Raw genomic sequence first — 14,755 nt, forward strand, 5'->3', positions numbered from 1 at the left:
ATATGCACGAAGAGCGAACCCAAAAAGAGATAAAGAAAAAGGACGATTAAAATGCGGCCTGAATCCAATTATCTCTTAATGTCTAACCTATGAGCTCCCATTAAGTAAATCATTTAAATATGGATTACTTAAAATAGACCAAATATAAATTTATAATTTCTCAAGCGCCACTAACTTGTTTATTTCGACAGGGCAAGCAAGTGCTGTTTCATAAAAAGAAAAAACGCTTTTTACATACGGCTGTAAATAATGTTCATCAAGTGCTGCTTGCGAAGAAAACTGTTCGACTAAAAACAAACATTGCTGCTCAGTATTGGTATATAACTCAAATCGAATACAATCAGGCTCAGCTAAAGTGGGTACTAATAGATGCTGTAAATGTTCTTTACATTCTGCGAATAAATGCGCTTTTGGAGTTATTTTTGCCACTATATTAATCATAAAGTCTCTCTATTTTTAAAAAAATTAACGACTAAAACTCTAATTGGCGAAGCCACTAAAAACGCCACAACAAAAGCGATAGGCCACGCATTAACAAATGCATTGAACCAGGTATGATAAAACGTTACCGTAAAACCTAAGTTAACGTACGTTACCCACGCCGAAAGTAAAAACGACATACAAAACGAAAACAACCCTGTAAATGTAAAATGAACTTTCATTCGATTCCTAATAGTTAATGCTAATGAAGGCGTAACTATATTTTTATAGTGGCAATATAAATAGTGACCAATATGCAAACTAAGTTTGAGAAAATAAGATGCTAAACGACATATATCTTTTTATAGAACTAGCCCGCCGTAAAAGCATGAGCCAAACAGCAAAAGATCTTAACTTAAATTTATCTACGCTATCGAGGCGCATACAAACTCTAGAAGAAAAACTTGGCACACCATTATTACAACGTAGCGCTCGGGGAATAGTGCTTAGCGCAGCAGGGCAACACATTTACGATTCACTCGCAGAAAATGTGTTATCACTTTCGTCGCAAGTAAATCAGGTAATTAATAAGCAAAATACAGTAGAAGAGTTTTACCTACTCTGCCCACAAAATATTATTTCTGGGCCGCTTATACCCGCAATAACAGCGTTTCAAACAACTCAAAAGCACCTAAATTTACATATTTACCCAAGTAACATGAACAGCCAACTAAGCCAGCAACGCTTTAACTTAGCTATAAGAGTGGGAGAGCAGCACGACTCAAGCTTTTATCAAAAACGTTTAGGCACAATTGCCACCGCTTTAGTTGTTAAAAAACAAAGTGAATCTAAAAACAGATTAATTTTACCCTACACCAACAAACAACTATCGCCGGCACTTATTAGCGAGTTAAAAAACAAATTTGAAAATATAACCTACTGCTACGACATAACCATTGCACGCCAACTCGTTCAATCGGGTGTGGGAACGGGTTTATTACCAATGAGCGAAATAGCAAGCCTAACCAGTAAACATCAGTTTGAGTATGTAGATTTAAATATAACGCTACCCTCTCGCCCTATTTATGCCTTGTGGTCGCATTCACGCACACCAAGTAACTCTACAAATACCTTAATTGAGTTAATTCAAGATTGCATAGCCACGCAACCCAGCTTGCAGGGTCAAATTATTACGCTTAGTAACTAACCTAAATTCTGGATAATAAATCAATCTTGAGTAGTGTTTTTATTCAATATTTAAATGTGTTTTAAGGTTAAATATTTTAAGATTGAGCTTTAAATTGTAGATGTATTTATGTTTATTCTTAAAATATACAAAGGCATAAGCGAGGTATAAAACCTCACCTACATTAATGCAAACACCCCACTCAACAAAACCGTAGGTGCGATTTTACATCGCGCTTTGCTCTCGGCTTTTTATAAAACGCCATGCGAGGTATAAAACCCCACCTATATCAATGCAAAGACCGCACCCAATAAAACCGTAAATGCGATTTTACATCGCGCTTTGGCTTTTAACTTTAAATAATTAGTTGTAACTCCCAGCCAACGTTAACAACCAAAACAGGTCTAAACACCTGTAGATGCGCTGCTTGCTGGCGTTTAAAAGCGCAGCTTTTACTTAATATCTCGATCGCGATGGCAACCAAAGACCTCTCAACTTCACTTATCTTTAAACTGCTTTACTACTGCTTAGGGCTCGCTGCACCACTTGATAACAAATAGCACGCTGCTGCTCTTGGTTTAAACTAACTTGGCGCATTGAAAGGATCGTTTTAACTATTTGTTTATGTGAAACAATTGGAAATGGTGGGCGCTGCTTTAGCTCTATAAACCAACCTGGAAAGCATAAAACAGGTAAAATGAAGGTATTAAAACCCGTTGATTCATATAACCACTTATTAACCCAATTTGCCTGATTTTGAGCTTGCTCTAAAGGTTTACTTTCAAACCATGAAGGAAATGCTAAATGATTATTATCAAATTTAACTTTGTAATTAATATCGTCTTTTAAACGTTTGTGCCTTCCTTTAGTTTCAATGGCAAATATTCCAGTTGGTCCCACAACTAGATGGTCAATATTAAAACCATCAGCCTGTATATCATGAAACACTTGATAGCCATGTGACTGTAATTCAATAAGTTCAGAAGCAACGGCAAGTTCAGCATCACGCCCAAGTTTTAACTTGATTAAATCGTTAGATTTAAGCCAAAGCTTTCGTGCAACATAGGCGAAACCCAATACGATCATAGTAATTAAAAAGTAATTGAACTTACCGCTGGCAAACATTTCAGCAACACCTTTGATAGCAAAAGGCATTGTAACTATTAATGCAGACAAAAAGATTAAGCCAATTACATCAACAATTTTGTCATTAACTTGTTCATTGAGTGTTTGCGCAGCAACACGTTTGAGCTTCTTGCGGTCGACAGGTAGCTTTGCATTCTTTTGATGAAGCCATATCTTAAAAAGCAAAACACCTAATAATGAATAAACACTACCAATAATTAATAAAAGACTTAAACCTTGGTTTACTAAATCATCCATGATGAATTCCTATAATCACAATGTTTACTTTATACATTAAAAACAGGTACATGTCGCATTATTCAGATTCAGGATAATTACGGCTTATCGCGCAACTATTACTCATCATTAAATAAATTTAGAGTGTTCACTGGAAAGTTACCTTTGCAGCGGTCTTCAATTTACCTGTAGACGCGCTGCTTGCTGGCGTTTAAAAGCGCAGCTTTTACTTAATATCGGCCAGCTCTGCTCTACTGGCAAACGCAAAACAACGCCCGCCCAGAACGCGGTCGCAGTCGCGGTTTAAATTATATTAAGCATCAACAAACAGGAAAACCATCTTGTTATTTGTGCGCGAACAAGGCAAAGATGAAAATGGCAGAACTATGGGATTTGTGAACTATGGTGAGGTTAAATACCAAAGCAATAATGTCAGCCAGCCAATGAATATAACGTGGTAATTGACAAGCCCCATGCCAAGTGAAATGTGGCATGAAGCAGTGAAGTTAGCGGTTGGGTAGCAATTAACTTATATCATGCGCTAATTCAATATAGCGAAAATAGTCATCTATAGTCCAAAACTTCATTAGTGCCCCATATTTACCTAATGACCTTTTATAAGTTAAAAAATTTGTATCTGCTTTTTTCGTACTCTCATAATTCTCATTCATAGTAGATTTTACAAACCCAACATCTGCTGAAACCTTTGATGAGTTGAGTACTTTTCCATATATATGAGCAAATTTATATGCTTCTTTGAAAATAGAAGGTTCATCTTTAAATATTACTTTTTGTTCTCTATCAAGGCTTGTAAAAGCTAAATCTATCGAATAATCAGGATTATGACCTTTGGCATCTTTTTGTAGTTGTGTTGTTTCTGGGTATCCTAACTTCTTATACAAACGTTTACGGTTATAAGATTCACGATAAAACTCGGATTCAGATTCACACATCAGCTGCAACAATAGCCTAGTATCAAAAACATCTCCGTCGCAATGTAAAACTATTGATTCATACTTACTAAAAAGCTGCTCAAGTCTTCTAAGGGAAAGCTCATATAAATTCCCAACGACTGAAAGTATATGGGCTAACCCATCTTGACTTTGTTCACCTTCGAGAAAAAACATTTTCTCAATTTTATCGGCTAATGTAGATTTTTTAATTAGCAGAGATGCGAAATTCTTTAGATCAGGTTTAGGAATCTTCGCAGTACGGCTAAAAAAGCGGGAAAGGTATTCTTTACCGTCGAATTCATTACCGTAGACAGCCTTAATAGATTTACTTAATTGCTCGGTATCTGTAGCAATAATAAAAACGTAATTTTTTAATTCAAAAAAATGCTTTATAACTTCTAAAAACTCAATTGCATAATTGGGTCGGCACCTATCTAATTCGTCTATTAAAATATAAACTTTAGCATCGCCATCATATAACTGAGCAAATTGTTCTAACGAAATTTTTATATCATCAATAGCATCTTTTTGTAGCATATATACTTCATTAAGCTTTTTACCAACTTTTTGGTAATCTTCATCCTCAAAAGTAAACTTTTTAGTAAGCTCAACAACAGCACTATTTCCAGTAACGCCAGATACATAAGTCCCCCCAGCAATAGCAAGTAAATTCCATGCTTTTTTAGAATATTTTGCCGCAAATTTTAATAATGCTTCTTCTTTAAGCGCACAATCTTGTAGGGTATTAATTGCAGCCATTTGGTCTATCAGCTCACTAATGATAACTAGCAATGGGTCATCAGAAAAGTCGGAAAGCCACGCATCAATATGTATAACCGGTAGTCCATGTTCAAACCTCAAATTCGAATATAGCTGTCTCAAAAAATAGGATTTTCCAATCCCCCATGAACCATCTAAATTCAAAACTAGAGGACTATTTTGTTTGCGTATATAGCTAGATAAAAACTTCCCATATGCCTTCCGATCTAATTCACATGATTCAAAAGTATAATCATTCTTCCATTGTATAAACTTATCGCTATCCATTCATAAACCTCAAATACTCTTCGCTATCAATCCATAAACACCAATCTACCAGCACACTCCAATTCCCCGAGATCACACCTGAAACTTAGTTGATGATGAGTAATGTACAGCATGGATGCTGTAAAAAGCGTAGCTTGGCCATGGATGGCCTATCTACGCTGGTTACGTTCACATCATTAACGTAAGTTGAAGATACAGTGTGATCCTCGGGTGCGCCGTGGGATTCCAAAGGGCGGTCGGCGGCAGCCGCCCTTTGGTTGCCATCGCCAACGCGATAAAACCTCGAATAGAGGTTTTTAGTCCCTTAAATCCACACCAAAACAGTAATTTATGAGTGCGATATAAAATCACACCTACACATTCAAAAGCTCCGCTTTTAACGCCAGCAAGCTGTGCGTCTACAATAAAAAGCGCGATGTAAAATCGCACCTACAATTATTATTCCACGACCACTTGTTTAAATCGTGCGAACGTTCGCATGCTTTCATCTGCAATCATTACCTCGTAATCGGAGTTTTGAGCGATTAGCTCATATTGCCCATTGGGTAATTTATTAATTTTTCGCAGTAAATACTGTCCGTCGCCGCCTATATCATCTCGCTCTATCGCGACTATTTGACCACGTAACGATCCGGCTTTGTCGGGCGTTATCAGCTCAAGTAGCAGCAAATCATCATCGTGTATTGGATTTTTACCGCCGTTCATTGAGTCACCTGATGCTCGCGCTAAAAAATAAACTTCAGGATCGAGCTTGCCAGCTCCATATGGTGCATCTAAATATTCAACATCGCTGCTATCGCCTGTTTTAAAGTGCCCGCAGGCTATTTTAATATTTGGGAAATACGGCAGCTTTAACGCATCATCAATTGATTTTAAGCTCACTTTGGCATCAGTCACTTGATTTGGCTCAGTTTGCTTTGCTGTTGGGAAATTAAAGATATTGGCTTTTGGTCTAGCTTCTTCAAAGCTGTTGTTGCCAAGCCATAATTTTGCGCTGTTGGCCTGTGCCACCTGATACGCCCAATCGCTAACCGAAAGCGACTTATCTGAATCGCAATTGAAGTAATCACTGAGTTCATTCGTTAAATGCTGGCTGTGAGTTACTAAATTCTGATCTTGCCAACGCTCACGGTGTTGCTGCGCCGCTAAAAAATCACGCTTGTTGTTATTACATGCACGGTGCGTAGCCACAAAGTTGTGACCTAGGTCGTTTGAGTAGCGGGAAAACGGTATAAAGTGATCAACCTCAACATCGTTTTTCATTGGTTTTTGGCAATAAAAACACGTATTTGATTGCAACTCTACTAAAATAGGTTTTGCTTTAGTGAGTGCGTTACGGTCTACGCCAAATAAAAATTCTTGCAGCTGGCTTTGCGGACCAATAAGCGCTTGGTTATGTTTTATACTTTGAATTTTTTGCAGCCAAGCATTTTTAGCTAAATATACAACTAGGTCGTAAAAGCGCCGAAAGCAGCTAGCAATACCTGCATTTAAAGTAATAAATTGAGTACTGTTTGTATGCGGGTATAAAAAGCATTCTTCTTGCTTGGCGAGAATTTGTAAGCGCCAAAGCGGCCCCGTTTTTAGTGTTGCCATAGCAGCACTAAACGTGGGTTTATAAAATGGGCTTTGCTTCAACTGGCGAAAGTTACGTATGTTATTTTGTTGGCATTCAAACAATACGCTAATTACTTTTGATTGCGCGCCTGTATTTTGCTTAAGTAAGGCACTTTCGCCTGTGTGCTCTGACGAAAACGGCATAGCATGATGCCAGTACAAAGTAATTAGTTTATCAGCGATTGCTGGTAGCTCTATGACTAATTCGCTTTGCTCTGATAACAGCGGTTGCTCTACGCAAACATCGGCAATAGCGTGTAAAAGCGCAAACTTGTAAGTCGCGCTAAAATCCCCCTCAACAAGCATGCGTTGTATGTACGTTATAAAGCCGAGCTGTTGTTGCATTGCTCCAATCATAAAACGTGCACTACTTTTATGAGCGCATTTAGCCACACTTCACTTTCACGCTCTGGGCGTTGATCGACAGTTTGCCATTGCTTAATCGCTTTTAACTGCGTATGGCTAAGCAAATGAGTTAAAGCATTTTCGTTTAAATCGGTAAATTCACGACCATTATGCACACGCTCTGTATCGCCATATTTAAACGATACATACAAAACACCGTTTGGTTTTAGTGCATTTTGTAAGTTTGAAAATACGTGTGAGAGTTCGTTTTTTGGCACGTGTAATAAACTAGCGCAGCACCAAATACCATCGTATTGGTTTACACAATTTAGATCTTGGAATGTTTTAACCGCTACAGGTTGTTGTAAGTAACTACTTGCCAACTCTGCCAGCTCTGGGCTTGCATCAAACGCACTAACGGTAAAACCCTGCGCTTTAAAAAATGCGGCGTCGCGCGCACTGCCACAACCGGCATCTAAAATATGCCCTTTTTGTGCAACGTGCGGTAAAAACTCAGCGTAAATCGCCGACATATCAACGTTAAGTGTTGAGTCGCTAAAGGCTTTGGCATTTTGGTTGTAATAAGTAAGTGTGGTGTTTGACACGAGACTCACCGCTCCTTGGCTAATGTTTAACAACTGAGGCGTTGTTAATGCGGCATTCATTATTTGTTTAATCTACAGGAACAAGCACCAAAAATATAGGCTTAATAAATAGATACTTTTAAATTAGTACACTGCTGTTATTAGCACTGATGAGTGACACACGCGGTATAAAATTTAAAATACCAACAAAAAAATTACCAATAACCTTTAAATCATCACTTTTATTTGCAAACAAGCCAAATACCGCTAAAATAGTCATTAACACCTTAATGACTGATTAGGTAATCATTAATGAGATCGGAACAAGCTTTAAAAATGGCGCAGCGATTAGGTGATTTAATACGCCAGCACCGCACTTTGCATTACACGCAAAGTACCTTTGCAAAAATGATTGGTGTGTCGCGCTCTACTGTGCAAAAACTTGAGCAAGGCGAGACAGTTAAAAGCGATATTTTATTTGAAGCTTTAGTCGTGCTGCAATTACAAGGGTCGCTCCTTGATGAAATTAATGAATTAGCCGCCGATGTAGGTGGCTACAATACACGGCAACGTAAAACCAATAAAGCGCAGGTTATTAACGATGACTTTTGAATGTTATGTGTTTATTGACGGGCTTGAAAGCAAGCCCGTTATTTGTGGCTTTTATAAATTAGATACAAAAGTGGGACGTGGTGAGTTTAACTACGGTAAAAGCTATTTAGCACGTGCGGATGCGTTTGCGCTAGATCCTATTCACTTACCACTAAAGCCTGGCATATTTAATTACTCTGCAAACAAGGGAGTATTTGGGGTATTAAGTGATGCTGGTGCTGATTCGTGGGGGCGTAAACTCATTTTGTCATTACACGATACTAAACCACAAAACGAGTTAGAGTTTTTGCTGGCGGGTTCGGGTTTCGGTGTAGGCGCATTGGTATTTAGTTTGTCGCGTAGCGCATCAAAACATAAAACTAATAAAAATACTTTGGCTGACTTAGCATTACTTGATCAAGCAAAAAATGATTTATTAGAAAACAAAGCAATCTCGGATGAAGCTAAAAAGGCGTTTGAATTTGGTCAAAGTATGGGTGGGGCTAGGCCTAAAACATCAGTACAAATTGAAAACAAGCTTTATTTAGCTAAGTTTAATCGCCCTGACGATCTATTTAATTTAGTAAGAGCAGAGCACGCTACTATGTGTATGGCAAAAGAGCTAGGTATTCGTGCTGCTAATACCTGCGTTCATGCAACCGAAAATGGTGATGTTTTGCTAGTAGAACGATTTGATGTAGGTGAAGGTTTACCGACTCATCACTTTTTAAGTGCCAATAGCTTGCTACAAAAATCCAAAGTAGCGTTAAGTGATTTGGCTACGTATTACTCGTATGGGGAGCTTGCTGAGTTTATTCGCCACAATACAGGGGGATTTGCGGATGATTCAATTGAGCTTTACAAGCGTATGGTGTTTAACGCGTTTATAGGTAATACAGATGACCATACCCGTAACCATGCTTTTTTATATTGCTTTACTGAGCAAGCATGGCGTATGAGCCCTGCTTATGACATAACGCCAATTAATAATTCAAAACAACACGGTATTGGCTTAGGCGATGATGGCCGATATGCCAGCATTGAGAATTTACTATCTCAAACACAGCGCTTTGGTTTGAATACCTCACAAGCAAATAAAATAATAAATGAGGTGAAATTATATACGCAACAATGGCCTACGCACTTTAAACGTTTTGCGAACATCACCGACATTGACATTGCACGCTTAACAAGTGTGATCCCTACTATTCAATAAAGACTTAAAAAAGTCATTAAGGTATGTTAAGCGCAATATAAAGCATGGCGCTAGCTACGCTAAAAAACTACTGATATACAACTGCATAGATACAGGAGCAATTACAAAGAACAACCATATAACAGAAGTTTTGCTTTGTTATTTACACAATTTTCTTACCTCAAAATAGATCACTTAAATAAGCGAATTGTTATTACTTTTTTCTCAACCAAAAAAGGCTGGCAGGCACCGAAATCCACGCCTGCTTACCTAACGAATCAAGATAAACACCTACTTCATCCTTACTACCTGGGCTGTAATATGGCGGTTGTTGTTCTTTTAGTTTTTCTTGTCCGGTGAGTATTTTAGTAAAGTGCTTATTTTGCTGCTGAAGTATTTTTTTGTAGTCGTTAGCTGGTTTTGAATCACCATGCTTTACAAACGCACTCAGCGCACGGCTTGCTGTTGCTTGTAGTTCTTGGCTATCAAAATCGGCTAATAGTGCATCTAACTTTTCCCATTCTTTATTGATGATCAGGCAGTTCATTAATAAAAAGCGGTTTGCTTGGTTGTCGTTTGGATTTAGCGTTAATAGCGTTTCGAGTTCTGACTGCGCTTTTTGGGTATAACCATGCAGCGCGTGTATTTTTGCTCTATGCGCACGTAGCATCATGTAAGGTCTGGTTTCGTGCAAGCCCCAAAAGTGCCCTGTGTTGTTTTTTATAAATTGCTTGGTTATAAGCGCGTTTTCCATTATGTCTAAAAACATTTGTATTGGCTCAAGTGCTTTTAGTTCTGTATCGGCGAGTACTAGCTCAAGTAATTCATCAAGCTCATCTAATTCACTGGGTTCTTCGTCTAAAAAGGTGTTGTTAAACTCAGCCTCCTCGTCAGCGCTTAGAGTTAGGTCGTTACTAAAACGAAGTTCAAAAATAGCATCGGCCATAAAGTAAACATAATTACGTTTATATTCTTGAGCGTTGTACTGAGCAAATTCACCAAACTCTTTTGCAGCGGCTTTTTCATTAGAAAATGCTTTTAATACTTTGTTTAGGTTATTAAAAGCTTGTTTTTGCGCTGTATCAAGCATGCGTTTATTTATATGTTTGAGTGCCTGTAATACCCCTTTACAGTAGTTTGGTAGGGGCATATTCGGCTTTAGTGAATCGCGGTAGTCTTGCTTAGATAAGCTACATTTGGCTGGCATTTTTAATTCGTTTTGAATTACTTTATCCATGCTTTGGTTATACAGAGCCATTAAGCTTTGTGTATATTTAAGTTCAGACTTATTTTGAAGATTTATCTCTCCAAATAAGTCTGGTTGCCACTCGCTCAGGGCGAGCATCTGCGGTAATACACCTAACCCCATTAAGTAACCTTGAATAAAGTAATAATCTGGTTTTTTAGTGCTCAATTCACTGAGTTTTATAACCTCACTGCGCATTTTAGCTGGTGACATAATTTGCCCTGCAATATTTATTTTTTTGTTAGTGTAATGATTGATAACTTTACCGACAATACCACTATTAAATTTTTTATAAATAAGTGCCATGTTTAAATTAATTGAGCCGTTGCTAGTGCTTAGTTACTTATTGCTAAATTAAATTGTTTAATAAGCTATAAACATCTTTATACAATCGGCACTGCTAAATATTCAGGCTGGTTTATACTGTATTAATATTACATCAAAATAGCTAAATTTGAGGCGCAATGAAGCAACTGAAAACTCTACTTTTTTACATTCTGTTTATTGCGCCTTTAAGTGCTTTTGCATGCGAAAGAACATTTAGCGTTGCATCGCACGATGCTTTTTGGCCGCCTTATGTAATGGGTATGAGTTATGTATTTAAAGGCACTGAAGTAGATGCGCTTAATATTATTTTTAAAGACTCGCCTTTTTGTTTCAAAGTTGAACTATTACCTAACTCAAAACGCGCTTTTACTGAAATTAAACACGGTCGGTTTGATTTAGGCTGGGCTGGCAGCTATACCGATGAGCGCGCTAAGTATGTTTACTATACTGATAACTATCGTACTGAGGTGATGCGTTTGTACGAAAATAAAAATAACCCACACAGTGTTAAAAGCTTAGAAGATATTTTTAAACAGGGCTTTACCGTTGGCGCTAATTTTGGAAGTTATTACGGTGAAGAGTTTGAGCAATATAAAACCACGTATAAAAAATTAATTGAATACACAAGTGCAACCAGTAAGCGCTTTGAAATGCTTAATAAACAACGTATTGATTTTGCAATTGAAGACGAGCTAGTAGGTGCATATTTTAGTGAACGAGGGTCTTATTTAAAATTAGTCAGCAATATTGAGCCTGTGAATAAAGACGATGTTTACTTAATGTTTAGTAAAAAAACGGTGTCGGTTGAAGAAATTGCGATAATAAATACACATATAAAAAAGAATAAAGCAGCCCTCAGAACGTTATTTGAATAAACAGTAAAGGAATGTAATGAAAACTTTATTATTAACGTTAATACCGCTGTTATTTATACAATTTAATGCATTGGCGTGTTCTAAAACGTTAGTGATGGGTACTAACGAAACCAACTGGCCGCCTTACCTTATTAAAAAGGGAGATGAGTTTTTAGGTACTGAGGTAGAGCTGGTAAAAGCTGTTTTTAAAAATTCGACTTTTTGTGTTAAATGGGTTTATTTTCCGAGTTTATCGCGCGTTCAAGAAGAGCTTAAGCACGGACGAGTAGATATGACCTTTGCAGCTAGTTATACAGATCAGCGCGCTCAATATGCTCATTTTAGTTTGCCTTATCGCGAAGAAATAATGCTGCTTTATAAACACAAAGACTCAGTTAATGTGACCAGTTTGTCTGATCTTTTTAATAAACACTTTACGGCGGGCATTAATAGAGGAAGCTTTTTTGGTGATGAGTTTGAGCAACTAAAAACTAAGTTTGCCAAACAAGTAGTGCTTACAGCTCAAGCAAATAACCGATTTAGTATGTTAAATAAAAAACGCATTGATTATGTAATTGAAGACTCGATAGTTGCTCAGTACTTTACTAAAAAATACGATACTATTTTAAAAGTAGACTCTATTGCGCCTATTAACGTTAACAACGTTCATTTTATGCTGAGTAAGGAGTCGTTAACGCCTGATGACGTGGCGACTATTAATAAATTAATTATAAAAAACTTAGCGACTATAGAGTTAATTTATCAGGCTTATTAATTCATGAATTTTAGTAGGTAAGTAATATTCAACATACCTTTTATACCGCTCACCACAAATACTTATTTTTATACTTAAAACCGTACCTAAATCCTTTCTTAAATCTGCTCTTAAATCATTAGTTAGCGCCGTTAATAGTGCAATTACATTCACGTTAGTTGATATTAACCAGCGCGGCTTAATATCCACAATGGTGGTTATTTACGCTTGGTTATAAATTAGCTTCCTTTTATCTTTCATTCGTTGTGGCTGATCTGTATAATTCGCCAGCTAATTTACCCTATTGTCTGGTTCTTGTTTGTGGCGTGTTGCTGCAGCGTACTCCTGTCAGTACTAATCTAGGATTACCTTTTTTGATCTCCACCGCAAATATTACTATGCAGTTTGGCGCAGAGCCGTTGTTTGAAAACATTTCAGCTAAATTTGGTAACGGTAACCGTTACGGTTTAATTGGCGCTAACGGCTGCGGCAAGTCGACTTTCATGAAAATTTTAAGCGGTGCACTTGTACCAAGTGCGGGTAATGTATCTATTACTCCAGGGTTAAAAGTAGGTAACCTAAGCCAAGACCAGTTTGCGTTTGAAGAATTCAGCGTAGTTGATGCTGTAATTATGGGCGACGTAGAGCTTTGGAAAGTAAAGCAAGAACGCGAACGTATTTACTCTTTGCCAGAAATGAGCGAAGACGATGGTATGAAAGTAGCTGAGCTTGAAAGCGTATTTGCAGAAATGGACGGTTACACGGCAGAAAGCCGCGCTGAAGAAATTTTGCTTGAAGCGGGTATCGATAAAGAATTCCATTACGGATTAATGGCTAACGTAGCACCAGGTTGGAAATTACGCGTGCTTTTAGCACAGGCGTTATTTGCAAACCCTGATATTTTGCTACTAGATGAGCCTACCAATAACTTGGATATTCATACCATTACGTGGTTAGCTAACGAGCTTAACAAACGTAGATGTACGATGATTATCATTTCGCATGACCGTCACTTTTTAAACTCGGTATGTACACACATGGCCGATATAGATTACGGCGAATTGCGTATTTACCCTGGTAACTACGAGAAGTTTTTAGACGCGGCTGGCTTACAACGTGAACAGCTTTTAGCTGAGAACGCTAAAAAGAGCGCTGAAATTGACGAACTACAAGACTTTGTTAACCGTTTTGGTGCTAACGCGTCAAAAGCTAAACAAGCAAGTTCGCGCGCTAAAAAAATGGATAAAATTAAGCTTGATGAAGTTAAATCTTCGAGCCGTATGAGCCCATCACTTTCGTTTGACGAAGGTAAAAAAATGTATCGCCAAGCGCTTGAAGTTAACAAGATTGGTCATGGTTTTGATGGCGAAATGTTGTTCTCTGGCGGCGATTTATTACTTGAAGCTGGTGCTAAACTTGCTGTTATTGGCGAAAACGGCGTTGGTAAAACAACCTTTTTACGCTGTTTGGTAGATGAGCTTAAAAGTAATGAAGGCGAAATTAAATGGTCTGAAAATGCGACCTTTGGTTATTGCCCGCAAGACAGCACTAAAGATTTTGATAACGATTTAACGTTATTTGATTGGATGTCGCAATGGCGCACAGTTAACCATAACGATTTAATGGTACGTGGCATGTTAGGACGTTTGTTGTTTACAGCAGACGATTCAAACAAAAAAGCACGTAACTGTTCTGGTGGTGAAAAAAACCGTTTGTTATTTGGTAAGTTAATGATGCAAGACGTTAACGTGCTTGTTATGGACGAACCAACTAACCACATGGATATGGAAGCCATTGAAGCGCTTAATAACGCACTTAAAGATTTTGAAGGTACGCTAATTTTTGTAAGCCATGACCGTGAGTTTGTATCGTCATTGGCTACGCGTATTATTGATATTAAAGATAAAAAAGTAGTCGATTTCCAAGGTACGTTTGACGAATACCTTGCAAGTTGTGAAGAGAAAAAAGCGTAAGCATTTTTTAATTACTTATAAAAACGGCGCTAAATTTAGCGCCGTTTTTTTATGGGTTATGAATATGGACGCTTTGGTATAAATACCTGTGGACGCACAGCTTGCTGGCGTTTAAAAGCAGTGCTTTTACAAAATCGTTAAACCACACATACATCAAGCGACATACACAAAACCCTATACATAAACACTGAGAAGCTTCGCTTCTAACGTGAGCAAGCTCGACGTCTTGTATCTCTCATTGATAAATGATTAGCTATCATTTATCACATCGAAGTCAGTGAGCTTGCCTCGACGTCTAGTA

The 14,755-nt window shown here is 37.8% G+C and carries 14 protein-coding genes and 1 pseudogene; 7 read left to right on the forward strand and 8 right to left on the reverse strand.

The features are described 5' to 3' along the window. Window positions 1-150: 150 nt before the first annotated feature. Together GQR56_RS20185 and GQR56_RS20190 are read right to left on the reverse strand one after the other, a co-directional pair. Window positions 151-441 (reverse strand): antibiotic biosynthesis monooxygenase, encoded by a 291-nt coding sequence (locus GQR56_RS20185; protein WP_166114981.1) that lies wholly within the window; start codon window positions 439-441, stop codon window positions 151-153. After that, a complete protein-coding gene (locus GQR56_RS20190; RefSeq protein ID WP_166114983.1) occupies window positions 438-662 on the reverse strand; it encodes a DUF2798 domain-containing protein in 225 nt (74 codons plus the stop codon). The genes GQR56_RS20185 and GQR56_RS20190 overlap by 4 nt, the downstream gene beginning before the upstream one ends. 98 nt (window positions 663-760) lie before the next feature. On the opposite strand from GQR56_RS20190, the gene GQR56_RS20195 reads away from it, so the two are divergent. After that, window positions 761-1,627 (forward strand): LysR family transcriptional regulator, encoded by an 867-nt coding sequence (locus GQR56_RS20195; RefSeq protein WP_166114986.1) that lies wholly within the window; start codon window positions 761-763, stop codon window positions 1,625-1,627. 486 nt (window positions 1,628-2,113) lie between these two features. Here the strand turns inward: GQR56_RS20195 and GQR56_RS20200 are convergent, their stop codons facing one another. Further along, window positions 2,114-2,989 (reverse strand): nuclease-related domain-containing protein, encoded by an 876-nt coding sequence (locus GQR56_RS20200; protein WP_166114989.1) that lies wholly within the window; start codon window positions 2,987-2,989, stop codon window positions 2,114-2,116. Window positions 2,990-3,214: 225 nt separating this feature from the next. On the opposite strand from GQR56_RS20200, the pseudogene GQR56_RS21605 reads away from it, so the two are divergent. Further along, window positions 3,215-3,429: pseudogene (locus GQR56_RS21605) on the forward strand (DUF3427 domain-containing protein); the annotation flags it as partial. Between the two features lie 63 nt (window positions 3,430-3,492). On the opposite strand, the gene GQR56_RS20210 reads toward GQR56_RS21605, so the two are convergent. From GQR56_RS20210 to GQR56_RS20225, 4 genes are all read right to left on the reverse strand, one after another. Beyond that, window positions 3,493-4,968, reverse strand: a complete 1,476-nt coding sequence (locus tag GQR56_RS20210) for a P-loop NTPase fold protein (protein WP_166114991.1) — start codon at window positions 4,966-4,968, stop codon at window positions 3,493-3,495. Window positions 4,969-5,406: 438 nt separating this feature from the next. After that, window positions 5,407-6,942 carry a S24 family peptidase gene (locus GQR56_RS20215; RefSeq protein ID WP_166114994.1) on the reverse strand — a complete coding sequence of 512 codons (1,536 nt, stop codon included), beginning with the start codon at window positions 6,940-6,942 and terminating at the stop codon, window positions 5,407-5,409. Continuing rightward, a complete protein-coding gene (locus GQR56_RS20220; RefSeq protein WP_166114997.1) occupies window positions 6,939-7,535 on the reverse strand; it encodes a class I SAM-dependent methyltransferase in 597 nt (198 codons plus the stop codon). The genes GQR56_RS20215 and GQR56_RS20220 overlap by 4 nt, the downstream gene beginning before the upstream one ends. Before the next feature lie 118 nt (window positions 7,536-7,653). Continuing rightward, window positions 7,654-7,794, reverse strand: a complete 141-nt coding sequence (locus tag GQR56_RS20225) for a hypothetical protein (protein WP_166115000.1) — start codon at window positions 7,792-7,794, stop codon at window positions 7,654-7,656. Between the two features lie 32 nt (window positions 7,795-7,826). On the opposite strand from GQR56_RS20225, the gene GQR56_RS20230 reads away from it, so the two are divergent. Next, a complete protein-coding gene (locus tag GQR56_RS20230; protein WP_121954146.1) occupies window positions 7,827-8,126 on the forward strand; it encodes a helix-turn-helix transcriptional regulator in 300 nt (99 codons plus the stop codon). Further along, window positions 8,116-9,321: a HipA domain-containing protein gene (locus GQR56_RS20235; protein ID WP_166115003.1), complete on the forward strand. Its 1,206-nt coding sequence runs from the start codon at window positions 8,116-8,118 to the stop codon at window positions 9,319-9,321. Before GQR56_RS20230 ends, GQR56_RS20235 begins: the two co-directional genes overlap by 11 nt. A 193-nt stretch (window positions 9,322-9,514) precedes the next feature. Here GQR56_RS20235 and GQR56_RS20240 read toward each other — a convergent pair whose 3' ends face one another. Further along, window positions 9,515-10,759 (reverse strand): UPF0149 family protein, encoded by a 1,245-nt coding sequence (locus tag GQR56_RS20240; protein WP_166115006.1) that lies wholly within the window; start codon window positions 10,757-10,759, stop codon window positions 9,515-9,517. 251 nt (window positions 10,760-11,010) lie between these two features. Between GQR56_RS20240 and GQR56_RS20245 the strand changes: the two genes are divergently transcribed. From GQR56_RS20245 to GQR56_RS20255, 3 genes are all read left to right on the forward strand, one after another. Next, window positions 11,011-11,748, forward strand: coding sequence for a transporter substrate-binding domain-containing protein (locus GQR56_RS20245; RefSeq protein ID WP_166115009.1), 738 nt, complete (start codon window positions 11,011-11,013; stop codon window positions 11,746-11,748). Between the two features lie 16 nt (window positions 11,749-11,764). Next, window positions 11,765-12,502 (forward strand): transporter substrate-binding domain-containing protein, encoded by a 738-nt coding sequence (locus tag GQR56_RS20250; protein ID WP_166115011.1) that lies wholly within the window; start codon window positions 11,765-11,767, stop codon window positions 12,500-12,502. A gap of 353 nt (window positions 12,503-12,855) precedes the next feature. Next, a complete protein-coding gene (locus GQR56_RS20255) occupies window positions 12,856-14,454 on the forward strand; it encodes an ABC-F family ATPase (protein ID WP_166115014.1) in 1,599 nt (532 codons plus the stop codon). The last annotated feature ends 301 nt before the right edge of the window (window positions 14,455-14,755 follow it).

The organism is Pseudoalteromonas sp. Z9A5, assembly GCF_011378875.1.
In the GTDB taxonomy this organism is placed as follows: Bacteria; Pseudomonadota; Gammaproteobacteria; order Enterobacterales; family Alteromonadaceae; genus Pseudoalteromonas.